The organism is Rhodococcus sp. P4_B6, assembly GCF_056402215.1.
On sequence record NZ_JBFUHV010000062.1, the window covers coordinates 1 to 23,144 of the forward strand.

General features: G+C 67.3%; 26 protein-coding genes. 15 read left to right on the top strand and 11 right to left on the bottom strand.

Annotated features, from left to right (window positions below; translation table 11 throughout):
* Together AC1DWT_RS26020 and AC1DWT_RS26025 are read left to right on the top strand one after the other, a co-directional pair.
* On the top strand, positions 1–1,197 hold a 1,197-nt coding region (locus AC1DWT_RS26020; RefSeq protein WP_477922813.1), incomplete at its 5' end, for a chromate transporter.
* 49 nt (positions 1,198–1,246) lie between these two features.
* Positions 1,247–1,558: a hypothetical protein gene (locus tag AC1DWT_RS26025; RefSeq protein WP_477922815.1), complete on the top strand. Its 312-nt coding sequence runs from the start codon at positions 1,247–1,249 to the stop codon at positions 1,556–1,558.
* 103 nt (positions 1,559–1,661) lie between these two features.
* Here the strand turns inward: AC1DWT_RS26025 and AC1DWT_RS26030 are convergent, their stop codons facing one another.
* The 5 genes from AC1DWT_RS26030 to AC1DWT_RS26050 form a co-directional block, all read right to left on the bottom strand.
* The gene (locus AC1DWT_RS26030; protein ID WP_477922881.1) at positions 1,662–2,363 is read right to left on the bottom strand and encodes a DUF1345 domain-containing protein; all 702 of its coding nucleotides are present in this window, start codon (positions 2,361–2,363) and stop codon (positions 1,662–1,664) included.
* A 435-nt stretch (positions 2,364–2,798) separates the two neighbouring features.
* The gene (locus AC1DWT_RS26035) at positions 2,799–3,326 is read right to left on the bottom strand and encodes an ion channel (protein WP_477922817.1); all 528 of its coding nucleotides are present in this window, start codon (positions 3,324–3,326) and stop codon (positions 2,799–2,801) included.
* A gap of 207 nt (positions 3,327–3,533) precedes the next feature.
* Entirely contained in the window at positions 3,534–4,691 is a 1,158-nt protein-coding gene (locus AC1DWT_RS26040) for a catalase family protein (protein ID WP_477922819.1), read from the bottom strand.
* A complete protein-coding gene (locus tag AC1DWT_RS26045) occupies positions 4,688–6,067 on the bottom strand; it encodes a Dyp-type peroxidase (RefSeq protein WP_477922821.1) in 1,380 nt (459 codons plus the stop codon). Before AC1DWT_RS26045 ends, AC1DWT_RS26040 begins: the two co-directional genes overlap by 4 nt.
* Positions 6,068–6,219: 152 nt before the next feature.
* The gene (locus AC1DWT_RS26050; protein WP_477922823.1) at positions 6,220–6,816 is read right to left on the bottom strand and encodes a hypothetical protein; all 597 of its coding nucleotides are present in this window, start codon (positions 6,814–6,816) and stop codon (positions 6,220–6,222) included.
* A gap of 276 nt (positions 6,817–7,092) precedes the next feature.
* Between AC1DWT_RS26050 and AC1DWT_RS26055 the strand changes: the two genes are divergently transcribed.
* The 4 genes from AC1DWT_RS26055 (at position 7,093) to AC1DWT_RS26070 (ending at position 11,911) form a co-directional block, all read left to right on the top strand.
* Positions 7,093–7,494, top strand: a complete 402-nt coding sequence (locus tag AC1DWT_RS26055) for a DUF1622 domain-containing protein (protein ID WP_206017466.1) — start codon at positions 7,093–7,095, stop codon at positions 7,492–7,494.
* 357 nt (positions 7,495–7,851) lie between these two features.
* Positions 7,852–8,505 carry a hypothetical protein gene (locus AC1DWT_RS26060; protein ID WP_206017468.1) on the top strand — a complete coding sequence of 218 codons (654 nt, stop codon included), beginning with the start codon at positions 7,852–7,854 and terminating at the stop codon, positions 8,503–8,505.
* Positions 8,506–8,913: 408 nt separating this feature from the next.
* Positions 8,914–9,261, top strand: a complete 348-nt coding sequence (locus AC1DWT_RS26065) for a YidH family protein (protein ID WP_206017539.1) — start codon at positions 8,914–8,916, stop codon at positions 9,259–9,261.
* A gap of 295 nt (positions 9,262–9,556) precedes the next feature.
* Positions 9,557–11,911 carry an arylsulfatase gene (locus AC1DWT_RS26070; RefSeq protein ID WP_477922826.1) on the top strand — a complete coding sequence of 785 codons (2,355 nt, stop codon included), beginning with the start codon at positions 9,557–9,559 and terminating at the stop codon, positions 11,909–11,911.
* 296 nt (positions 11,912–12,207) lie between these two features.
* Here the strand turns inward: AC1DWT_RS26070 and AC1DWT_RS26075 are convergent, their stop codons facing one another.
* The 3 genes from AC1DWT_RS26075 to AC1DWT_RS26085 all read right to left on the bottom strand — a co-directional run bounded on the left by AC1DWT_RS26075 (position 12,208) and on the right by AC1DWT_RS26085 (position 14,572).
* Positions 12,208–12,657 (bottom strand): cupin domain-containing protein, encoded by a 450-nt coding sequence (locus AC1DWT_RS26075; protein WP_477922828.1) that lies wholly within the window; start codon positions 12,655–12,657, stop codon positions 12,208–12,210.
* 388 nt (positions 12,658–13,045) lie between these two features.
* The gene (locus AC1DWT_RS26080; protein ID WP_477922882.1) at positions 13,046–13,360 is read right to left on the bottom strand and encodes a hypothetical protein; all 315 of its coding nucleotides are present in this window, start codon (positions 13,358–13,360) and stop codon (positions 13,046–13,048) included.
* A gap of 927 nt (positions 13,361–14,287) precedes the next feature.
* Positions 14,288–14,572 (bottom strand): hypothetical protein, encoded by a 285-nt coding sequence (locus tag AC1DWT_RS26085; protein WP_477922830.1) that lies wholly within the window; start codon positions 14,570–14,572, stop codon positions 14,288–14,290.
* A gap of 148 nt (positions 14,573–14,720) precedes the next feature.
* Here AC1DWT_RS26085 and AC1DWT_RS26090 point away from each other — a divergent pair, with 148 nt between their 5' ends.
* On the top strand, positions 14,721–15,698 hold the full coding sequence (locus tag AC1DWT_RS26090) for an ATP-dependent DNA ligase (RefSeq protein WP_477922832.1): 978 nt from the start codon (positions 14,721–14,723) through the stop codon (positions 15,696–15,698).
* Positions 15,699–15,797: 99 nt separating this feature from the next.
* On the opposite strand, the gene AC1DWT_RS26095 is transcribed toward AC1DWT_RS26090, so the two are convergent.
* Entirely contained in the window at positions 15,798–16,034 is a 237-nt protein-coding gene (locus tag AC1DWT_RS26095) for a three-helix bundle dimerization domain-containing protein (RefSeq protein ID WP_206017479.1), read from the bottom strand.
* Between the two features lie 215 nt (positions 16,035–16,249).
* Between AC1DWT_RS26095 and AC1DWT_RS26100 the strand changes: the two genes are divergently transcribed.
* A complete protein-coding gene (locus AC1DWT_RS26100) occupies positions 16,250–16,534 on the top strand; it encodes a hypothetical protein (RefSeq protein WP_206017481.1) in 285 nt (94 codons plus the stop codon).
* Here the strand turns inward: AC1DWT_RS26100 and AC1DWT_RS26105 are convergent, their stop codons facing one another.
* Positions 16,535–16,723 (bottom strand): hypothetical protein, encoded by a 189-nt coding sequence (locus AC1DWT_RS26105; RefSeq protein WP_477922835.1) that lies wholly within the window; start codon positions 16,721–16,723, stop codon positions 16,535–16,537.
* Between the two features lie 57 nt (positions 16,724–16,780).
* Positions 16,781–17,041, bottom strand: coding sequence for a hypothetical protein (locus AC1DWT_RS26110; protein ID WP_095864864.1), 261 nt, complete (start codon positions 17,039–17,041; stop codon positions 16,781–16,783).
* 335 nt (positions 17,042–17,376) lie between these two features.
* Here AC1DWT_RS26110 and AC1DWT_RS26115 point away from each other — a divergent pair, with 335 nt between their 5' ends.
* The 7 genes from AC1DWT_RS26115 to AC1DWT_RS26145 all read left to right on the top strand — a co-directional run bounded on the left by AC1DWT_RS26115 (position 17,377) and on the right by AC1DWT_RS26145 (position 22,888).
* Positions 17,377–17,604 carry a hypothetical protein gene (locus AC1DWT_RS26115; protein ID WP_477922837.1) on the top strand — a complete coding sequence of 76 codons (228 nt, stop codon included), beginning with the start codon at positions 17,377–17,379 and terminating at the stop codon, positions 17,602–17,604.
* Entirely contained in the window at positions 17,601–18,902 is a 1,302-nt protein-coding gene (locus AC1DWT_RS26120; protein WP_477922839.1) for a cation:proton antiporter, read from the top strand. The genes AC1DWT_RS26115 and AC1DWT_RS26120 overlap by 4 nt, the downstream gene beginning before the upstream one ends.
* Before the next feature lie 16 nt (positions 18,903–18,918).
* Complete coding sequence (locus AC1DWT_RS26125; protein ID WP_477922841.1) at positions 18,919–20,280, top strand: diacylglycerol/lipid kinase family protein; 1,362 nt, start codon at positions 18,919–18,921, stop codon at positions 20,278–20,280.
* A 1,022-nt stretch (positions 20,281–21,302) separates the two neighbouring features.
* Complete coding sequence (locus AC1DWT_RS26130; RefSeq protein ID WP_477922843.1) at positions 21,303–21,752, top strand: DUF6325 family protein; 450 nt, start codon at positions 21,303–21,305, stop codon at positions 21,750–21,752.
* A gap of 17 nt (positions 21,753–21,769) precedes the next feature.
* Positions 21,770–22,057 (top strand): SHOCT domain-containing protein, encoded by a 288-nt coding sequence (locus tag AC1DWT_RS26135; protein ID WP_477922845.1) that lies wholly within the window; start codon positions 21,770–21,772, stop codon positions 22,055–22,057.
* Between the two features lie 30 nt (positions 22,058–22,087).
* Entirely contained in the window at positions 22,088–22,465 is a 378-nt protein-coding gene (locus tag AC1DWT_RS26140; protein WP_477922846.1) for an SHOCT domain-containing protein, read from the top strand.
* Positions 22,466–22,588: 123 nt separating this feature from the next.
* Positions 22,589–22,888: a WhiB family transcriptional regulator gene (locus AC1DWT_RS26145; protein ID WP_206017495.1), complete on the top strand. Its 300-nt coding sequence runs from the start codon at positions 22,589–22,591 to the stop codon at positions 22,886–22,888.
* Positions 22,889–23,144: the final 256 nt, after the last annotated feature.

A 23,144-nucleotide genomic window follows, 5' to 3' on the forward strand; every position in this document is an offset into this window, starting at 1 on the left:
CTGAACTACTGCATGCTGCTGCCCGGCCCGGAGGCGCAGCAACTCGCGATCTACACCGGGTGGCTGCTCAACGGCACCCTCGGCGGGCTGATCGCGGGGGTGCTGTTCGTGCTGCCGGGCATGCTCGCGATGCTCGGGCTGGCGGCGATCTACGTTGCCTTCGGGGCCACCACCATCGTGCTGGCGCTTTTCGCGGGGATCGCCCCGGCGGTGCTGGCGGTGGTGGTGCAGGCCGTCACCCGGGTCTCCAAGCGCGCGTTGACCCGGCCTGCGCACGTGGTGATCGCGGTCTGCGCGTTCTTTGCGCTGGCGCTGTTCGCGGTGCCGTTCCCGATCGTCATCGCCGTGGCCGGGTTCGCAGGTTGGCTCATCGGCCGCCGTGGTGGCGTCGAAACCAGCAAGAAGACCCCGGAAGACGGAGAGGAGGCGCCGCCGTTGATCGCCGACGACGCCCTGCACGCCGATGCCCCCAGCCTGCGCCGCACGGTGCTCGTCCTCGGTGTCGGCGTGATCGCCTGGGCGATCCCGATGGTCGCGGTGATCGTGTTCACGGGCCGGCACAGTGTGTTCACCGAGCAGGGATTGTTCTTCTCCGGGACCGCGCTGGTTACCTTCGGCGGCGCCTACGCGGTCCTCGCGTTCGTCGCGCAGAAGGCGGTGGAAACCTATGGCTGGCTCACCCCCGGGGAGATGGTCCGAGGTCTCGGCCTGGCCGAGACCACCCCGGGCCCGCTGATCATGGTGGTGCAGTTCGTCGCGTTCCTCGGCGCCTACCGCCACCCGGGTGACCTCGATCCGTGGGTCGCCGCAACCCTGGGTGCGCTGCTGACCACCTGGGTGACGTTCGTGCCGTGCTTCGTGTTCATCTTCCTCGGCGCCCCCTATGTCGAACGGCTCCGCAACAACCAACATCTGACGTCTGCGCTGTCCGGCATCACCGCCGCCGTCGTCGGTGTGATCGCCAACCTCGCCTTCTACTTCGCCGTCCACACCCTCTTCACCGACGCCTCCCTCACGCATTGGGGTCCGATCCACCTCCTGGTGCCGGACCTGTCCACGCTCCGCCCGGTCGCCGCGGTCATCGCGGTCCTCGCCGGAGTGATGATCTACCGGCTGCACTGGTCCGTGCTGCGCACCCTCGGGGTGTGCGCGCTGCTCGGGCTTGCCGCCGGCCTTTCCGGGCTCCCGGTCACCTGACCGTCTCCCACCCGCGCACCCGCAATCGACTTGGAAAGGACGGACTTCGATGACGTCGACAGCCGCCGCCGTACTGGCCGCCGAGAGAAGTGTCGAGGGCCAGCTCCCGGTCTGGCTCGCCCTCGCGATCATCGCTCTGGTCCTGCTCGGTGGATACGCCGCCACCGCCGGCACCGCCCGATCGGACCGGCGAGGCAGTGCACGACCGCCGCGACCGGAACCACTCGGCCACCCACTGGACCGAATCGACCCGGTCCAGCGACCGAACACGTGGGCCGGGAAGTTTCTCTGCGAGCGCCAGCGAGTGCAGGTTGAGAAAGTTCTCGGAGCACTCTGTCGGGCGGCGATTTTGGTCGCGTGATCGGGCCGGGCCAAACAGCTGAACTCGGCAAAGGTGGAGATCACCGCATCGTCCGGTTCATCAGACGGGTCACTCGGGATGAGGTGACGAAGTGGTGGCGCTGCTAGCTGAGTGCGGAGACAGCCGCGGCGACGGTGACCGTGTTGAAAACAAATGCGATCACGGCGTTCGCAGTGACGGTTCGGCGCATCTTCTGTGAGGTCACATTGACGTCCGTGGTGCCGAACGTCGTCATGACGGAGATGGCGAAGTACAGGTAGTCGGACGGCTCGGCGTCACCCGTGCCTGGAAATTCGAGCGCTTTGCCGCCCTCGACAAGGTTGTCCGCGTAGAAGGTGACCGCGTATGACACAGCGACGGACAGCCAGGCCACCACGATCAACGCGATAGCGACTCCCACCCGGGGGCCGGTAGGCAGTGTGTCGCCCCCGCGGCCCGGTAGCCAGACCATCGCGACAATCAGTGCGCCAGCGGCGAAGAAGAGGGAGACCCCGGGCCCTGGAGCAGTACCCAGAACGTAGCGTTGCAGGACTGTGCCTCGAGCTTCCCGACTCGCCCATCCGTGGATAGCCGATGACGTTGCGGACGAAAACGCCGTGACGGTCGCGATGAGGTAAGTGACTGTGTACGCGAGGAGTGCGACGACGCAGCCGTTGGCGACGGAGACTGTGCCCCACCAAGCCTTCCCGGCTAGAAGAACCGCTGCCGTGATCACGGCTACGGCGAGGCTGGCGGATATGCGACGGCGCTCGGACAACCATCCACGTCTTCGCGAGGATGACGTGGGCTCGGTATGCCATCTCATCGTGACGTCATCGGCTTCCACGGAGCACGCGCAGAGCCACGCATCTCGGTAGCAGCGGCCAACGGGGTTGCGTGGCAGAATATTTCATCAACATAAGCTCCGGACATCGAGAGCCCCGTTCGTCGTCCCGTGTTACCGCCGACCGCCCGTGTTATCACTTCCGCTACACAGGGTGTGTGGCGGCGCGTGCTGCGTGGGCCTTGCTCACGCAGTATGACCTGAGCTGGCTCACCCGGTAAGCAGGGACACGATCGCGGGTCGATTGTTCGTCGAGAATCGCTGCCACACGCACCCAGAAAATTGTCGGGTGAGAGGACGAAGGTGGGGCAGATGTCATCCTCGGCCGACCCCTCGGGCAGGCGCGCGCCTCAGAGTGGACAGAGTTGAGAGCGCCCGCCATGTCGGAGAGGCCGTGGCCCCGAGGATGGAGCGCCACTACGATTCCGGTCCCGAACGGTTCCGACGGGTTCGTTCGAGTCGGGCGGCGGTGGCGAGGAGTTTGACCACGGCCCCGATGATGACCAGATTGAGAATCATCTGGGTACTGACCAGGATGCGCGCCGGATCGGTGCGGGGAACGATGTCGCCGAATCCGACGGTCGTGGACACCTCGATCGTGAAGTAGAGGGCCCGGGTGTGGTCGAGGTGCTGGTTGAACGATGCAGGTGTGGTCAGTGACAGGGACAGGTAGGTCGTGGCGAAGAGGACGAGGAACAGGGAGATGACCGCGACCAACGCTTCGATCGCTCGCAGTTCGGGGACCGGGGCGCGGACGATTCGACGAATCTGCCACGCCAGCACGCAGGCGAGGAGCAGACCGCCGATCGATACCCGGATGAAGGCGTTGCGTTCGGTGTAATCCCTGGCCGGCACCAGGTAGTACACACCGAAGAGCAGCACCCAGGTCACCGCGACAGCGAGGATCGCGCGCACGATTGCCCGCCGCCGGCGACGGCGATCCATGTCGAACAGGCTCCGCGCTGTCACCACGAGGATCAGTCCGGGTGGCCGGGTCGAGCTCGATCCGCGGTGTGCGCACTGAGCGCCGCCACCCACGCCGGGAACACCACCGTCACCCCCAGGCCGACACTGACGACCCCCGGGCTGAGCCGGCCCGGTGCGCGACCTCGACGGCGTTCTGGAGGTCGCCGGTGAGCTGACCCCGTTTCCCTACTCGCCGCTGGCATTGTCGCCGTGGTGGGTTGGGGCGAGCACGTCGTCGGCGCTGCGGGGTTCGGTGCGGGGCTGCTGGTTGAGCGTGTGGCGCGTGATGGAGGATTGTCGGTAGACCTCCTTGCGGGTTCGCATGATGTTGCCCAGGGGTGCGTGCTCGGCGGTGACCCGCCAGGGTGTGAAGGACAGGGCGTCCATCTTCTCCAGGTTGTCCGGCCCGGAAATGTCCTGTTGCGGCAACCGCAGCCTGGCCACCGTGACGAACGGCGACAGCTGCTCGGGCCACTCCACGGTGAGATCCTCCACCGGCATCCGCCCCAGGTCGGTGCAGAGCTGAACCTGGATGTCGAAGGCGTAGGGCCGCTCCTGCAGCTCGGCCTGCAGGGCCGGCCGGAAGACCTCCGGCGCCGAGGCCGGATCGATCACGCGCCGGACCACCTTCTCCGCGAACTGCAGGTCGGGGGCGATGCGCACCTTGGCGATGTAGTCCCCGTGCCGGACGGCGCCCATCGTCCAGTAGCGCGACAGCAGCAGGTTGACCTGGGGGATCTGCGACATGCGCAGGTAGGCCAGGAACTCATCCCACGCCCAGTCGTCCTGGTCCAGTGTTCCCTTTCCGGTCACGAACTCGGCATAGAAACGATGCGCGCCCGCCGGTCCCTGGGAGAAGTAGGCAGAGGCGTCGAAGAACAAGTCCTGGATGAACAGGTAGTGCTCGATGGTGTTGCAGAAGAAGGTCGGTGCGTTGATGGTGTTGTAGTCGAACGTGCCGGTGTCCGGTTCGTCCTCGAGCAGGGTCGGGCCGTCGATGTCGAAGATCTTCAGCGCCAGCCCCTTCGCTGTGCCCAGTTGCGCGTCGGCCCCGGTGTGCGGGGCGCCGTTGGAGAAGCGGATGAGGCCGTCGTGGGTTCCCGGCGTCGCGTAGATGCCCTGGGCGTACTCGGGGGGAAGCCCGGTCAGGATCTCCACCTGCCCTCGGACCAGCCCGTACCCCGTGGCGTGGGCGTCGCGGACGGCCCGTCCGGTACCACCGGCGGTGACCGACTCGGCGACGAAACTCGTGGTCTTGTCGACCACCGTCTGCAGATTGTGGTCGAACTGCGGTTCCTCGTGTTCGACATCCCGCGTGTAGGGGACGAACCGTGCTGTCGTCATGACGTCGACCTCTTCTCGGAGTCCGTGGTAGCGCCCTCGGGGGGTTGGGCAGGCCCGTCGTCGTCGAGTTCGGCCAGCCAGCGCAGCGCGCGCAGGCCCGGCATGAAGCAGTACTCACCGCCGCGGGTGACCACGAAGCTCGGCATGTTCTGCAGGCGGCGCCGGATCGGTTTCTCCGGGATGGTGGCGCTGCCCGTTCCGCCGTGGTGCCCGGCCACCGGGTCCTTCTCGCCGGGGTGGCCGATGAAGTTGCCGTCATTGACCCACTGGGCCTTGATGAACTCGAACTGTCGGTCGAGGTGGGCCCCGAAGAAGAGGCCGACCATGCCCCGGTCGGCGCCGTCGTCGTCCAGCACGCCGTCGGGCAGCGGCGGCCCGTAGGTGGTGCCGCGGCGGATGAGGCGGTGCATCCGCACGTCGCCGATGATGTTCGCGTCGCGGGGGTTGATGCGCCGGATGTGCGCTCCGGCGGGGCACCGGAAGCCGCGGTCGTCGTTCTCCCGGTACAGGAAGTCGTTGTTGCGCTGCGGATCGGCGCCCAGCGCCGCGTCGTCGTGCTCCGGGGTCAGCGCCAACGGTGCCCCGGACGGCCAGCGCCCGACCATCTTCGCCGCCAGCAGCGCCTCTTCCTCGGCGCTGGCGGAGTTCGCGCGCAGGTACTGACGCCAGGCGGCCACCTTGGTGTGGACCTTGCGCACGGCAGCGTAGGTTCCGTTGCGTCCCAGCACATCGGGGCTGGGCATGGGCGGCAGATTGCCGGTTTCGTCGGGGTAGCCGAGGATGAACTCGCCGGCCTTGATCGGGGCTTCCCGGGGGTTGGAGCCGGACAGCGCGAGGCCCTCGATGTTCGGATGGCTGATGCCGTCGCGGAAGCCGAGGGTGGTGCGCCCGGTCGGGAGTTGGTGGACCTCCTGCTGCCAGATCACCGTGACACCGGGGGTGTCCTGGTAGGCGGCGCGGGCCCGCTCCAGCGCCTTGTCCAGCCGCGCCGTATCGGGTGAGAGGGCACTCAACGCCACGTGCACATCGGCCGTGCCGAAGGGTGGCTCCCAGTGGGCGGGGGCATTCTCCCCGACGTCGCCGATCAGGTCCGCGCGCGCGGCCATGCCCTGCCGGAACGCCTCCGGAAAGCTGTCCAGCGACTCCTGCGGCACTCCCAGGACCTGCAGTCCCTGGTAGGTGAACGCCACCGCCACCCAGGCGTCCTGGCTGGCGTTCGCGGCGGGGATACCACCCGCGATCGCCGGGAGCAGCCGCTGCAGCAGGGCACGCCCGGCATGGCGGTCATCTAGGCGCAGGAAGACCAATCTTCCCTCGTAGGGTGCGGGCCGTGGCCGCAGTGCCCCGCTTTGGATGTCGTCGATCTCGATGCTCACGCTGGGTCCGCTCGTGCTGTCCGCGGCGTTCATGATCGCTGGTGCCTCCACATCGGTGCCTGGACGGCCCACCGGGCGGCCGTCGCGCCTGCCGGCCTCGTCCCCGAGGCGACGTCGGGCCCGCCCTCGGGGGGTCGGTGCTGTCGGGTTCTCTAGTCAGCGGCTTCGTCCATCAGCTTCTGAAAGGCAGGCGTGGCCAGCAACTCGGCGTTGGCCGGGTTCTCCAGCGCCGCCCGGAACTCGGGGGTGTCGAGCACCGCCTGGAACGCCTCGTTCACCCGTTGGTCCTTCCAGATCTGCTGAACGGTCAGATCGGGGTAGGCACTGACGAAGATCGACGCGGGCCCCTGGTGGGCGACGAACCAATCCTTCACCCCCGGATCGGTGATACCGGGGAACCCTTCGCTGTGTGTGAAGACCCTCTCGAAGTTGGTCCCGACGACGGTCTTGGCGAAGTCGTCGATATAGGCGTCCCAGGAGCCGTCGAAGACGCTGGCGAACATGTATCGGGTGTCGTTGTCGAACATCGCGTGGCGTGCGTCGTGCAGGGTGCCGACCTGGTGCAGTGCGGCACGGCTCCCCCCGTCGGGGTTTCGCAGGTTCGCGGCTTGTGCGGCGAGTTCCTCACGCAACGCATCCGCATGGCCCGCCTTGATCGTGGTGAAGACGGTGAACTCGCTGCACACCCCGTCCCTCTTGCCCGGGCGGTCGGGCTGAGCCGACGGGGTTGCATCTGTCGTTGCAGCCATGTGGATCTCTCCAATCACGGATCCGGCCGAGGCTCGCCCGGCGCTCGGAGATGAGTCCCCCTGCCCTTCCAGCCAAGCACTACCGGCCGGTGATGACCAGGGTCGACACACCAGGTCGGCGAGGCACGCCCCCGATACCGAACCAATGGCGACCGGCTCCTTCTGCACCGTGTGGGTGCGTGTGATCGGGCTTGACCTCGACGACTGCGCTGCGAGAACCTGCTCTGGTAGGTGCACGCCCAACCTGAGGAACCGTCTTCCGAACAGGACCCCGTCATGGACACTGCCCGATTCTTCGAACTGGCGACGGAGTCCTTCGAAGTCCTCGGTGTCCTGTCGATGGTGCTGGGGTTTCTCCTCGCCTTCATCCTCGCGGCCCGAACGTGGAAGCGAACTGCCGATGGTGGTCGGGCGTTCAAAATGCTGCGTAACGCGCTGGGCGGGGCAATCCTGTTCGGCCTGGAGCTACTGGTCGCGGCGGACATCGTCAAGACCGTCACCTCCACCCCGTCGCTCACGGACGCTGCGATCCTGGGGTTGATCGTGCTCATCCGGACCGTGCTGAGCGTGTCCATCGAAATCGAGATCGACGGCGTCGCCCCGTGGAAGAAGGCGTTCGTCACCGGACCGCAGGTCATCGCGCAGGCGGCCCGCCAATCGGGAGGCCCGGACCGGTGAGGTCCCGGCCGGTCCTCAGGGCGTGGGTCTGCGGGATCTGGCCGACCCGATTCGGATCGACTCGACCAACCCGGACGATCCGATGTGGGAGCTGGCCGTGGTGCGGGTCGCCAGGGCTGATGATCGCTCGTGAGAGCTGCGGCCGGCCATCAGACAACCTCGAAGTTGATCGACATGGGTTTCCACACGATGTGCGCAGCGAATCGGCGGGTCGGGGAGGGTGTCGGAAAACGTGCCGTTCGTCAATGCCGATGTCCCCTCTGGCGATTCAGCGGCCCTTCGCGGCGACGGCGGGGGGAGTGCGGACTTGGCGAGGTCGGGTAGTGCCGCGGGCGGACTTCGGCGACGATTGGTCATATGGCCGAGACCCCGGGCGAGGCAGAGTTCCGCCGGCTGCGGACGCCGCGAGCGGCGGCGGTCGCCGGCGTTGTCTTCGGTGTCCTGTTCGCCTCCAGCATCGTCTTGCTGCACACCGCGCTGCCGACTGCCGCCTCGTCGCCGTGGCTGCACCACCAATCCCAGATCACGATCGCCCTGGTGCTGGCTCCCTTCGCGGGCATCGCCTTCCTGTGGTTCATCGGTGTGGTCCGGGACAGGTTCGGGGAACTCGAAGACCGTTTCCTCGGGACCGTCTTCCTGGGCAGTGGGCTGTTGTTCCTCGCAATGATGTTCGTGTCGATGGCACTGGCGGGCGGGCTGCTCGCGGTCTCCCACAACGCAAACACGCCCCAGGCCGAGCTGCTGTACTTCGGCCGTGAGGTGATGCTGCACGTCGACAACGTCTACGGGGTGCGGATGGCCGCGGTGTTCATGATTTCGTTGGGCACCATCTGGCTGCGCACCGGCCTGATGCCGCGGTGGCCGGCCATCACCACCTACCTGCTCGCACTCGCACTGCTGGTGGTCGTCAGCTTCAGCTTGTGGGTGATGTTGGTGTTCCCGGCGTGGGTGGTGGTGGTCAGTGTGTACATCCTCGCCGGGGATCGAGCTCGACCCGGCCACCCGGACTAATTCGCCGACGGCGGGCAATTCTGCGCGCGGTCCTCGCTGTCGCGGTGACCTGGGTGCTGCTCTTCCGGCGATCTTGGTGGACATGTTGCGGGCCTCCGATTGAAATGAAGAGAATTCGAGCAGGGCTCGAGGCACCCCAGTGATCGTGCGCCCCGGCAGCGTCGACGACGCAACGGTTCCTCCCCGAGCTTCGTGTGGAGGAACGGAGCGGACGCCGCTGGTGCGTGGTGGGTGATGACACCGCGCCGCGCTTGCCGGACGATGAGGAGGCAGGAGGCCCGCAGGCCGACCTGTGGGAGTCGTGCTCATATCGGCTCGCCGATGGTAGTCGACCTGCCCGCGCCGAATGCCCTCGATCACGATCGGCGACGCACACCGACGCCGCACCCCGAACAGTCGGGAGAGCGCATGAGCCGCAACATCTTCGGCCCCACCCAGCCGAACACCGGAAGCACCGCCCGCGACCACCTCGCGAACGAACGAACCTATCTCGCTTGGCACCGCACCGGGATCAGCGTCGCCGCACTCGGTGTCGCGGTCGCCAAGCTCGCACCGAACCGGGGCGGGCACGCCGTGGCCGCCGGGTTCATCCTGCTCGCCGCGGGACTGCTGGTATCGGCCTACGGCACCGTCCGCTATCGGGTCATCAGCAGGCAAATCGAGTCCGGCGAATTCGCACCGGCCACCTTCACCGCCGTCGTCACCTCGACCATCGTCACCCTGCTCGCCCTCGTCGCGGTGGTGGTCCTCCTCTGACCGAAGGGAACGGCGTCCATCCACCCCTTGGCGCGGGGTGTTCCATGGGCGGCGTGCGCGGCGATGACAGCGGAACCTGGTGTCGCTCATCCCGAGATGCCCACCCTCTGCGGCCGCCGGGCCCCGCCGGCCGACACCGCCCGCTGGCCCGTGATCTCAGGGTTTGCCGTGCGTCGAACGTGAAGGACAGGCTCATCGCCGTGGGTGGTCCGCATGTGACTAACAGCCCTGGTCACGTGGAGGCGATGGTGCTGTAGTGGAGGGGCAGGGGGAAACCCGGCATGAGGAGTTCGCCATGGCCAAGCCGTTCAGAGGTGTCGTCAACCTCGATATTCGTGACTCGGTCCCGGACTGGGGACCGTACGAGCAGCCGAAGGCGCCGCCCGGCTCACCGAACGTGCTGTACATCGTCCTCGACGACGTCGGGTTCGGCGCGCTGGGCTGTTACGGCGGGCCGATCGACACACCGAACATCGACAAGATCGCCGCCAATGGTCTGCGGTACACCCAGTGGCACACCACCGCCCTGTGCTCCCCGACCCGGTCCTGCCTGCTGACCGGCCGCAATCACACCACCAACGGGATGGCCTGCATCAGTGAGGCCGCGAGCGGATTCCCGAGTGCGAACGGGCACATCCCACCGGAGTGCGCGACCCTCGCCGAGGTCCTGGTCGAGCAGGGCTTCAGCACGGCGATGGTCGGCAAGTGGCATCTGTGCGCCGAGGACGAGATGAATTTGGCCTCCACCAAACAGAACTGGCCGGTCGGCCGCGGCTTCGACCGCTTCTACGGCTTCCTCGGCGGGGAAACCAACCAGTGGTACCCGGACCTGGTCCACGACAACCACCCCGTGCAACAACCGGCCACCCCGGAGCAGGGCTACCACTTCAGCGTCGACATCACCGACAAGGCCATCGAGTACCTCGACGACGTCAAGGCGATCGCCCCCGACCGGCCGGTGTTCCTGTACTACGCGCCCGGCTGCGGGCACGCACCCCACCAGGTGCCCCAGGAATGGGCCGACCGCTACCGCGGCAAGTTCGACGACGGCTACGAGGCGATGCGCGAGCAGATCCTGGCCCGGCAGAAGGAACTCGGCCTGATCCCGCAGGACACCGAGCTGCCCCCGATCAATCCGATCGGCACCCCCGACACCCGCAGCGGACCCGACGGGCAACCATTCCCGGCGATGGACTTCACCCGCCCCTGGGACACCCTCGCCGCCGACGCGAAACGCCTCTTCGCCCGAATGGCCGAGGTGTACGCGGGATTCCTCTCGCACTGCGACCACCAGATCGGCCGCCTGATCGCCTACCTCGAGGACACCGAACAACTCGAGAACACCCTCATCGTGCTGGTCTCCGACAACGGCGCCAGCGGTGAGGGCGGCCCCGACGGTTCGGTCAACGAGAACAAGGCCGCCAACGGCGTGCCGGACGATCTGGCCGAGAACCTGAAGATGATCGACGAACTCGGCAGCCCCAAGACCTACAACCACTACCCGAACGGGTGGGCGATGGGCTTCAACGCCCCGTTCAAGATGTGGAAGCGGTACTCGTTCAACGGCGGCACCAGCGACCCCTGCATCATCTCCTGGCCGGCCGGGATCGCCGCCCGCGGCGAAAACCGCGACCAGTACCACCACGCCATCGACGTGGTCCCGACCCTGCTGGACTGCCTCGGCCTCGAACTCCCCGACACCGTCAAGGGCTACACCCAGCACCCGCTGCAGGGGGTGAGCATGCGCTACAGCTTCGACGCGGCCACCATCCCGACGGCCAAGCACACCCAGTTCTACTCGATGCTCGGCACCCGAGGCATCTGGCACGACGGCTGGAAGGCGGTCACCACCCACCCGGCGATCAGCGGCTGGGCCCGGTTCCCCGACGACACCTGGGAGCTCTACCACACCCAGATCGACCGCACCGAGCTCCACGACCTCGCCGCCGAGGAGCCCGGGCGGCTCGCCGAACTGATCGGGCTGTGGTTCCACGAGGCCGGCGCCAACCAGGCGTTCCCGCTCGACGACCGGTCTGGGGTCGAGATCCTCACCACCGCGCGCCCCCAGCTCGCGCCGCCGCGCAACCGCTACGTCTACCGCCCCGGTGGCGCCGAGGTCCCCGAGTCGGTCGCGGTCAACATCCGCAACCGCTCCTACTCGATCGGCGCGCTGGTCGATCTCCCCGAACCCGGGGCGTCCGGGGTGCTGTTCGCGCACGGCAGCCGCTTCGGTGGGCACGCCCTCTACGTCAAGGACAACCGGCTGCGTTACGAGTACAACTTCCTCGGCAGCGAACAGCGGATCGTCGCCACCGAGGACCTGCCGACCGGGGAGAACCTGATCCTGGCCGCGTCGTTCGACAAGGACGGTGAGGACCCGCCCGGAACCGCCCACGGAACCCTGACCCTGTTCTACGGGGACCGGAAGGTCGGCGAGGGCCGGATCAAGACCCAGCCCGGCAAGTTCAGCATCGCCGGCGAGGGCCTTACCGCCGGCCGCGACACCGGCGAACCCGTCACCGACGACTACCCCGGGACCGCGCCGTGGGCGTTCACCGGCGGCACCCTGCACCGGGTGGCCGTCGACGTCAGCGGCGAACCCTACGTCGACCTCGAACGCGAAGCCGCCGCCATGCTCTCGCGCGAATAACCGCAACCCGCGTCGAGCCGAGCGAGCCACCCGCGCCCGACGAGGCGGAGCCACCCACCGGGCGATACGGGTTTTCGCCCGGCGGGTGCCGGCGGACCTAGAGAACCGCACCCACCGCGGAACGGAGCAGGCAACCGCAGGGGGGTTGCTTGCCCGGGCCGCCACCGTGCGGTGGTCGTGCGTGTAGTGATAGCTGCGGAACGCGGGTCGAATTCTCTGCCATCCGAGGATGACCACGCACCGTCTCGAGTGGAGTACTGCTTGATTGTCGGCATCCACTCACCTCCCGCGAGGCGTCAGGTCACCGAAGCCATCGAGCACAGGCATGCCCGTTCCCGGCCCCGCCGCTCGGCGTCGCTTCCGCTCTCTTCATTTTCGAATGTGTAGCGAATGGTGAACGGTTTGTTCGTGATGAAGAGGATGACGCAGTCACTTTCCTCGGTCGCACCGTGGTACATCGTCATCCCCTCGGGGAACCAGACGAAGGACCCCGGGCCGAAGTCCCCCTTGTTGGTCCGCAGGGTCCCGCTGAGCACATACATGCCGTGCGCACAGTTGTGGGTATGCCATGGGTTGATGAATCCGGCGTCGTAGCGCAGAAGCATGCAGGACATTCCGGTGTCGGGATCTGCCGTGAACGGCTTGAGCGTCAGACTCCTGCCGAGCTGTTCGATCGGCAGCTCCAGCCAGTCCATCGAATTGGAATCGAAGACCTCGAGCTCATGTTGTCCGGGTTGGCTCGACATGCTGATTACTCCCTCTTCATAGGTGTTATGCCAGTACGCGCGTCGCGAAAAGACCCGGGGACCTCAGCAAATCGGGTCAGCGACGCACCGCCCGTCCAGGGCGCAGGACGGACGGTGTACGAAATGGTTGGGGGCACACGAACAAGTTCCTCGCTCCGTGAGTGTGTGGACATGCCCGGCGCCTCACCGGACTTGTCGGTGACGGTGAACATTCCGCCTGCTCGACCGGATTCACGACGCACTCCGGCATCAACCCTCGGACCACACGGAAATACGGAGATGCGGATAAGCAGAAAAGCGGAGACGAACGAGGGGCGGGCGCCCTCGCTGCCCTCCTGGCAGGAACTCGTCGCATCGTGACGGCTCGGCGCGTGCCCGCCCGTCGGGGTCACTCGGCGTTGCCGGTGGGGAAGAAGACCGATCCGTCGCTGCCGACGCATCCGCCCTGGACGGGTCCCGGCCCGAAGGTGCCGTTGACCTGGCCGGTTCCACCGCCGGAGTTCGATCCGACTCCTGCCCCGCCGGCTCCGAATGCGCCGCACGTGTAGCTGTTGGAATCGCCCGGGTCGTTGTCGAACTGAACCTGCGTCCCTGGTGTGTTCGCATCGCCGTGCATGTGCGGGGCGGCCGCTGCGACGCCCGGAGCCGTGAACAGGGCGATGGCGGCCGCTGCGATGACCGCACGCCTGGTGATCGTTGTCATGGTGATCGTTGTCATGGTGATCGTTGTCATGGTGGTCACTCTCGATTCGGTTTCAGCCGACACCAGTGCGGGAGTCGTGATTTCCTCGCCGGCCGGCGCGTGGAGCGCCGTCACCTGGTGATGGACCCATTATCGTCCCGGGCTGGACGGCGAGATACCCCTGATGTCCGGGCCGGCCAGAGGCCCCCGCGGCCGATCTCGACTTCGAGGGCATCGACCGGTGACGTACGGTCGCCGCCGTAGTCGTTGCCACCGCGCTCCGCTCCTTCGTCCGCCGCCGGTAACAGCGGTTCCTTCCCCTTTCTGAGCCCACTGACCAGCAGGTTTCGGGCGAAAAGGAACGCGACCGCGTCCTCGGCCGCGGCCGTTCCCGAAAGCCTGCCGAGCGCCCCCTACACCCAGCCAAATCCTCCGGCCGTCCACAACCATGGGCCGAGCAGCAAAACACGTCCTCGGCTCGACAAGCCCCGGTAATCGACCAACCTCGGCGCCATGACGGCCGTCGGACCTTGACCGAACCCGGCGGGTATCGGCGGCTTGCACACCGAAACCGGACGGGTTAGTCATGTCTTATGACCGAGAATCCGGGAACCCGCGCGGGTTTGACGACTGGTGACACGGTGATGCTGCACCCACTAGGGGTCTCGAAGTTCAAAATCCTCAGCATCGATGAGGATGGTCATGCACTCATCGAGTCCCTACTGGACAGCCCAGGAAAATACGCGTCAGCGTCGCGGTGAAGTTTCTCGTCCCGGCGAAGTCCTGATCGTCTCTATCAGAGGGACGATCTACTCTGACAACCGCGACGAGCAACAGGTCGCCACTCACTGCCCAGACCGGTGATCCGATCACGGTCCTGATCTGCGGTGTACCGCGGATTGGCAGGTGTGGCGGCCTGTTCTCTTTTACGTTCGCCGTCCCGGCGAACTATCGCAAACTCAACTGCCTGCGCAGAGACGCGGTCTCTTCTCGAATCTCCTCCGGCGATCGGACCAGCTCACCGAGCGGCTTGACGCTGCGTGAACATGATCGAACGCCCTCGACGTTGAATTCCTTCATGACCTCGGCCCGCTCGAGCAAGGCGTCGATGTACTTCTCGCGCTGGTCACCGGTCAGCGCCGCAACCAGCGCCTCGTCGATCAACCGCTCGTTGCGCTCTGCGGAGGACTGCGATTTTGTGGGTCGGCCAGGCCGACGAAACCAAGCGAACATGAACTCCCCCTATCTGCGCCGACACGCTAACGCATCGCGGCATCAGGTGCCGGGTGAGGATGGAGACCAAGATCGTTGATCGATGCGATCGGGCCGTTCTGAGTCCTTCTTCCTGTGTAGCTCCCAGGTCACGGGCACAATCGGGCCTATGCGGCTGATCGCGCCCATGCTGGCCACGGCCGGCGAACTCCCGGACACCACGTCGGAACGACCGTGGAGTTTCGAGATGAAGTACGACGGGTGCCGGATTCTGGCCTCGGTCGGCGACGGCCGCGAGCCGGTGCTGTGGACCCGCGCCATGAACGTTGTGACGGGCTCGTATCCCGAGCTCGCCGAGGCATTGACGGCAGCGTTCGCCGGCCGCGGACGCATCGTTCTCGACGGGGAGGTCGTCGTACTGGATCATGGCAAACCGTCGTTCGGACTACTCCAAAGAAGAATGGGGGTAGCCCATGCGACGAAGCCGCTGCAACGACGAATACCTGTGACGTTCTTACCCTTTGATGTCCTGGCGCTTGACGACCTGGACCTGATGAGCGCGTCGTACCTGGATCGGCGGGCGGAACTGGCCGAGCTGGATTCGATCCTCCAGGACGTCGGCGGCCTGCCCATCACCGTCCCCCCTCATTGGGAGAATCAGACCGGCAAGATCATGCTGAATGCCGCTAAAAGTGCTGGGATGGAAGGGATCTTGGCCAAAAGGTCGACATCGATCTATCTTCCGGGCCAGCGGAGCCGGGCCTGGGTCAAGACGGCAATCCGCACGCGCAGTTCGGTTTTGGTCATTGGTTTCGTCGGCTCGAGCCGTTCGGTTGCCGCGCTGATCCTCGGAGCGTACGACGCCGAAGGGCGTCTGATCCAGGTGGGTTCAGTCAGTTCCGGACTCACTGTGTCCATGCGCCGACAGCTCCGGGAGGAGTTCCGGCCGCTCGAACGGCCTAGCAGCCCTCTCACGGACCCGTCAGCGGCCGTGGAGACCTTTCCTGGGGTTCAGTGGCTGGATGCTCGCCTGGTCGTGGACGTTGCGTACAGGGCGCACACGGCAGGGGTGCTCCGCCACCCCAGCCTGAAAGGCCGGCGATTCGACATCGATCCTCAATCGGTTAGATGGGATTTGTTGCAGTAGCTGCAACATCGCGCATCACGCATAGCTGACGTTTCTGCCGGTCGAGGCCTCCGCGAAGATGGTGCTCGGCGCGTTCGACGTCCAAGGTCTCCGTGTCGGTTACACCGGGGTGGCCGGCAGGTGCTCCGTTCGTGGGGACGGGATCGGGGAGACGTCGAGTGCGCGGGTGGCGGCTCGTTCGACCAGGAGCGGGACGAAGTCCCGGATCGGGCATCCGTCGAACCGGTGGAACACGGTGTCGATCACCTCGTCGACGAGGTAGCGGTCGACATCCGGGTACCGCGGGTACAGGCGGGCCCGGACGGCGTCGATGTGCTGGGCTTCGCTGACTTCCACACCGAAAATTCTCGTCCTCCACCCACCGGAAAGCGACCCTTTCACCAGGGGGACACCGGAGTGGGATCCCGGACGAGCTGCCCGGAAGGCTCGCGTCGGGGTTGACGGGGCGGCCGCCGATGCGCACGATATCGGCTGGACCGCAGCGGCGCAGTCTTTGTCCGAGACCCGTGCGGCACGCGCCTTCTGCCGCGCCGAGCAGGAGAAACGAGCCGATGACCCCGATCTCCCACGATCCCGACACGGCCCAGGCCGACATCTTTCTGTCCCTGCTACTGGCCGAGACCGACGGCCTCCTCGATCACATCGCGCACGCCCAGACCCAGGTCGAACAGCTCTGGCCCACCGATCGCGACCTCGAGCGGTATTGGCGGGCCGAGGAACACGCGTTACGCACCCAACTTCACCAGACGCAGGTGCTGGTCGACCGGCTGCTGGTCAGGTTCCCGGTGCTGGCGGACCGTCCACGTGCGTCCGCATCCGACCGGGCGGCGGAATGACTACACCTGCTTCGGATTCGACTCGGGCTTCAACGTCAAGACCGGTGCGTTCGGGCCGGGGCCTGCGGGAAAGCTCAGCGGTTTCGCGAAGGGAAACGCGACCGTCTTCTGCTTCGGCGGCACGGCGCCGTTCTTCGTCACCGGCAGCGTGGCGGTGAAGAAACCCAGTTGGTCGGTCCCCGGGGGCACGGCCCCTGGCTGGTTGTTCCACCGGCCAGGGTCGTTGTTCCACCGGCCAGGGTCGGTCTACCCGGTGGAGCCGTGCGTGCTCGGGTCGGCGGTCAGGTCGTCGGTGTCGGCGAAGACCAGGCGCCCGTCGTCGAGGGCGACCGCCCACCGGTGCACCGGCGCCCAGGCGTGCCCGCGTTCGTCGGTGTCGGTCAGCTCGGCGTAGTCCTCGATGATCCGACCGGTCTGGTCCGCTTCGGACGGCCGGCGCACCAGCACCCGCGCGCCCACGCAGAGCGGACCGGGTTCGGGTTGCGGTTTGTGTTTCTTCTCGGGCATCGGTCTGCACCTTCCGCTCGCACCGACCCGGATCATAAGCACCTCGCCGACGAAACCTCATGCTCGACGCTGTCAGGGGGCACCCAACGATCGACAACGATCCGACCCGGGCTCCTGTGATTGCCTCGGCCAACGGCGGTTCCGGACCGTCGGGAGGACCGCAGGGACCGGCGTTGACCGCAGATTCGGCGTTGCGTGCGGGTTCGTGCGGGCGGGCATACTCGTTCCCGTCCGCGCGCCCCGCGGGCGGCGATAGCGTTGTGTGCAGCACTGCACTCCGGGCCCAGGCGAGGGCCCGTGAGCGTTCCGAGTCGAGGAACGGGATGTGAGTGACCATGGTGGAGCGAACGGGTGTGCGTCTCGAGGTTCTCCCGATTCCCGGTCGGCCTTGTCTCGGCCTGATCACCTTCGCCGCCAGGGATCGTGTTCTGGAACCACCCGGCCGGGGCCGTGGTCGGCTGGACCGTGCTGCTGGTCCTCTCGCGCTGCTGCTGCTCGAGATCCTCGTCCGGCCCGTCGTCGCGCGGGCCCGGCAGCACGGCGATGAGGCGGTGCCGGCATGACGTGGGCGCTACCGGCGATCGCCGCGATGTTGCTCGCCTACTCGGCGGTCTCCGGCCGGATCGCGGGCACCCCGATCACCGCTCCGATCATCTTCACCGTCGGCGGCCTGATCCTCGGCGCGAACGCGTTCGGGTTGATCGATGTGCACGCCGGCGCCGAGGTGGTGAAACTGCTCGCCGAGGTGACGCTCGGGCTGGTGCTGTTCTCGGACGCCTCCCGGGTGAACCTGCCCACCCTGCGCGCCGAGATCTCACTTCCCGCCCGACTGCTCGGCATCGGCCTGCCGCTGACCATCGCGGCGGGTTTCGGCGCCGCACTGGCGACACTCGGTGACCTCGCCTGGCCGGAAGCGCTGCTGCTCGCGGTGATCCTCGCCCCGACCGACGCCGCCCTCGGGCAGGCGGTGGTGACGCTGCCGATCCTGCCGTCGCGGGTGCGGCAGGGTTTGAACGTCGAGAGCGGGCTCAACGACGGGATCTGCGTGCCCCTGTTCCTGGTCGTGCTGGCGGTCGCACAGGCCGAGGCCGGCGCGCTCGGCGGCGGCGCCGCCGCCCGCCTGCTCACCGAGCAGATCGGGTACGGCATCCTCGCCGGCGTCGTGGCCGGGGCGATCGCCGCCGCGCTCCTGATCACCGGCGCCCGCCGCCGCTCCCTCGACCCGTTGTGGGCGCAGATCATCCCGGTGACGGCGGCCGCGCTGGCCTACACCGCCGCCGTGCCCCTGGGCGGGTCCGGGTTCATCGCCGCGTTCGTCGGCGGGCTGACCTTCGGCGCGGTCCGCCACCGCGCCACCGACCACCACGAGGGCGGTGGTACCGGTGGCGAGGCCGAGTGCGAGGACGAGGAGGCCGACATGCTCGACGAGGCCGGCGACGTGTTCAGCGCCGTGACGTTCATCGTCTTCGGTGCCGTGCTGCTCGGTCCCGCGCTCGGGCATCTGTCCTGGGCGGTGCTCGGCTACGCGGTGCTGAGCCTGACCGTCGTCCGGATGGTCCCCGTCGCGCTGTCGCTGATCGGGACGCACCCGCGCGGACCGACCGTCGCCTTCGTCGGCTGGTTCGGCCCGCGCGGACTAGCCACCATCGTCTTCGTCATCCTCATCCTCGAAGAACCGGGCGAACTACCCCACGAAGGGCTGCTCGTCACCACCGCCGTCATCACCATCGCGCTCTCCGTCCTGGCCCACGGACTCAGCGCCGCACCCTTGGCCGACCGCTACGCCGCCTGGTTCCGGCGTCACCCCCGCCGCGAGGACCAGCCCGCACCCGGCACCCCCGCACCCGGCACGCCAGGATGACGACGGGGACATGACGATGAGCGAGACCCGATCCGCCGCCCCCGACACCACGACCGGAGCCCGCCGCTGGTGGGCGCGGGCGGCGTTCGCACTGGCGATCCTCGCGGTGGCGGTGCCGCTGATCTCCGCCGGTCTACTCAGCACCGTCGGGAGCCTCCTCGTCGGAATCGGCGGCGTCGCCGTCATGGTCGCCGCCCTGTACTGGTTCCTCGCCAGTCGCGGTGTGCTGCGCTGGATCTCGCTGACGATCGCGATACTGTCACCGATCGTCGTCCTCGTCCTCTTCATCCGCGCCCACCTGCTCGCCGAGGTCGTCACCTCCATGGTTCTCGCGCTCCTCACGGTGCCCTGCGCCCGCGCCGCCCTGCGCGGACGAACCTCGGACACCGCCGTCCGCGAGGCGCCCGCCCCACCGGTACGGCATCCGGTGCTGATCATGAACCCGCACTCCGGTGGCGGCAAGGTCGCGAAATTCGACCTGCAACGCAAGGCCGAGGAACTCGGCGCCGAGGTGGTCCTGCTCGAAGGACCCGGCACCGTCGACGTCACCGACCTGGCCCGGCAGGCCGTCGACCGCGGCGCCGACCTGCTCGGCGTGGCCGGCGGCGACGGGACCCAAGCCCTCGTCGCGGGGGTCGCGGCAGAGAACAACCTGCCGTTCCTGGTGATCAGCGCCGGCACCCGCAACCACTTCGCGATGGACCTCGGACTCGACCGCACCGACCCGAGCCGGTGTCTCGACGCCCTCCGCGACGGCGTCGAGCTCGCCGTCGACCTCGGCCGGATCAACGGCCGCCCGTTCGTCAACAACGCCTCCTTCGGGGTCTACGCCGAGGTGGTCCGCAGCCCCGCCTACCGCGACGACAAGACCGGCACCGTGCTCCAGATGCTCCCGGACCTGCTCGCCGGACAAGCCGGCACCCCACTCGTCACCCGAATCGGGAACCTCACCGTGCGGAACCCACAGGCGGTGCTGGTGAGCAACAACCCCTACGGCACCAGCGACCTCGCCGGCCTGAACCGACGCGACCGGCTCGACCGCGGCGTCCTCGGCGCCGTCACCGTCTCCGTCGCCAACGCCCACCAGGCGATCGGGCTGCTGCGCCGCGCGAACGTCCGGGGCCTGACCCAGCACACCACCACCGAGGTGATCGTCGACGCCCACACACGGCAGACCCCGGTCGGCGTCGACGGCGAATCCCTGCTCCTGCCCACCCCGGTGCGGTGCACCATCGAGCCCGGCGCCCTCCGGATCCGGGTCCCCCGCGACCGCCCCGGCGTCCGCCCCGCCGAACCCACCGTCGACTGGGTCCGGCTCCGCGAACTGGCATGGCACCGTCAGACCCCGCCGTTGCCGACGCAGGGAGACCAGTCATGACGGCCGAGCAACACGACGAGTGGATCGACGGGCGCCGCTGTCTCGGTCTCGACGTCCTCGCCCGTTCCCGCGGCGACAATGCCGCCACTACCGAACCCAAGCTGGAGGTGACACCCGGAGCTCACCGCATAACCCCACGAGGAGTCACGCGACACCTCGTACACCACGTCCTGGGACTTGACCACACGGAATTATCCGGCGACTCGGGTGGTCCGGCGCCGACGACGCGGTGGTGTGTCACCAGTGTGACTTCGCCGGCTGCACCAACCCCACACACATGTGGTTGGGGACCAACGCCGTCAACCGCACCGAATACCACCTACGCCCGCCGCAACCTCGCCAGCCCGCTTGCCGATGTCCGCGGCCCGGCCGGACGGATCCGCGGATCGCCGCCGCCATCCGCACCGGACTCGCCTGCGGCGAAGCCACCGACAGGATCGAGGAACGGATCAGGTGTGCCGAAGCGGCCGGGCTGCCCCTGACCCTCTGGTGAGTAGACCGGAACGGCGACGTCGCGGTCGTGCGGGGGACGACATCGTCGACGAACACCCCGTCCTCTGCGAGCGCCGTCCCCGGGAGTAGCTGGGGCAGAACAATGGTGATGAGGAGGGTCGCGGGTTGCCGAGGCCGGTTGCCCGATGCACTCGAACAGGGTCAGAGCCGAGCCCCTGATGATGCGCGGCGAAGGCGGCGTGCCGGGCAGGTCGTCGCGCGCAGCAGCTATTGTCCGACGCCTCGGACGAGGCGTATCTCACCCGCAACGGGTGAGACACCGCGCCGGCACCAAGCCCTAGGCTCGAAAAGGGTCGGGTGGCCGGCGATCGGTCCCTCGATCACGGTTTGTCGCGTGGGGCCTCTCACCGGTCCGTCCCGGCAGATGCGGGGTCTGGTCCACATCAGGTTGTCGAGAACGAGCTCAAGGCTGGACAAGCGAGGAGCCGCTGGGGAGGTCCTCAGGGGCTGTATTTGAGAGTCGCCCGATCTGCTCTTCCCACTGCTGTCTTCAGAAGCGAGGTCCTGCAGTGAATACGACCGACTTCGACCACACCGGACCCATCGACTACCTGGTCGTGGAGTTCCCCGCCGACCGACAACCGGATGGATCGGCGCTGCCGCTGCTGCGGGACCTCGTCGAGAACAACGTCATTCGGGTCCTCGACCTCGTCTTCGTCCGCAAGGGAAYCGACGCGACGGTGGAGGGAATCGCGATCGATGCGGTCGGCTTCGCAGGTGAATTCGACGTGGCGCTGTTCGCGGAGGCGGCGTCGAACCTGCTCCACCCGACCGATCTCGAGCAGGCCGCGGAGGTTCTCGAACCCGGTTGTTCCGGAGCCATCCTCGTCTACGAGAACTGCTGGGCCGCACCCTTCGCCTCGGCGCTGCGGAGGGAGGGTGCCCAGCTCGTCGCCTCGGGTCGGATCCCGGTCCAGGGAATTCTCGCCGCACTCGACGCCGCCGACTCCGTCAGTTGACTATCACAGGAGTGAGAATGCCAGGACTTCTCCGCGGAGTTGCCCGCACCGCCGTGGTGGCCGGTACCGCGACCGCCGTGTCCAATCGGGTCTCGCGCCGCCAGGGTCAACGGTGGGCTGCCGAACAGCCTGCGGCACAGTATCAATCAGCACCGGCGCAGCAGTTCCCGCCGCAGCCGGCGGCCCCACCGGCGGCGGGGGTCGACCGGATCTCCGCTCTGAAACAACTCGGCGAACTCCGCGATCACGGGGTGCTGACCGACGAGGAGTTCAACACCGAGAAGGCCGGAATCCTGGCCTCCTAACCGCACTATCGAGTGGATGGAGCAACGCTAATGGACGGCTTCTGGGATTTCTTCTGGTTCGTCACCGTCACTTTCCTGTTCGTGGCATACCTGATGGTGCTGTTTCAGATCATCACCGACCTGTTCCGGGACCACCAGATGTCCGGGTGGCTCAAGGCCCTATGGCTCGTGTTCTTGTTCCTGATCCCGTTCCTGTCGGCGCTGATCTACCTGATCGTGCGGAACGAGGGCATGACCGAGCGGTCCGCGGCGGCCTTCCACCAGGTCAAGCGGGCTCAGGACAGCTACATCCGGGAGGTGGCCGGGCAGTCTCCGGCTCAGCAGATCGCGGATGCGAAGGCGCTGCTCGACTCCGGCGCGATCACCGAGCCGGAGTTTCAAGCGATCAAGTCCAAGTCGCTGGTGTAACGGCGGCGCCGGTCCCGGTTCGGCTCCTGGGCTGGGCTGGGCGGCGCGGCTGCGTGGCCTGGCGGTGTTTCCACTGTTCGCCAGGCCCGATTCCGTTCGGTCTTCGAGGGGGGAACGACTCGCATGAGCGACGCCACCAGGCATACCCGCATCGAATACGACGTCGACGGATTGAACTGGAGAACACGGGCGTTGTGTCGGAATGGTAACTTCGACCAACTTTTCGTACGGGGTGCAGCCCAACACAAGGCCGCGCTCCTGTGTCGGCACTGCCCGGTGCTGATGGAGTGCGGTGCGTATGCGCTCGACAAGCGTGTCGAGTTCGGGGTGTGGGGCGGCATGACGGAACGTCAGCGTCGGGCACTGCTCAAACAGAATCCCGAGGTCGTGTCCTGGTCCGCCTTTCTCGGCCCTCGGACCTGACGATCGTCCGGTGAAAGCGACATGGGCAGTATCCGGTGCGATCACATCGCAGGGCCCGGACTTCCTCGTGTCCGTTGACAGCCGTCATGGTCACCGGGTTTCACGAAGGCGATCTCGACCCACCTCCTCCATCAGGTGGGTCGGGTGCGCAGTGGGCCGGGCGGCCCCACTGGATCCGGTACCGATGAGTGTGTAGGGCACAACGGCGCCTAGCTGTAGCCCTCGGAATCGAGGGCGGCCGGGTACGCGCGCGGCA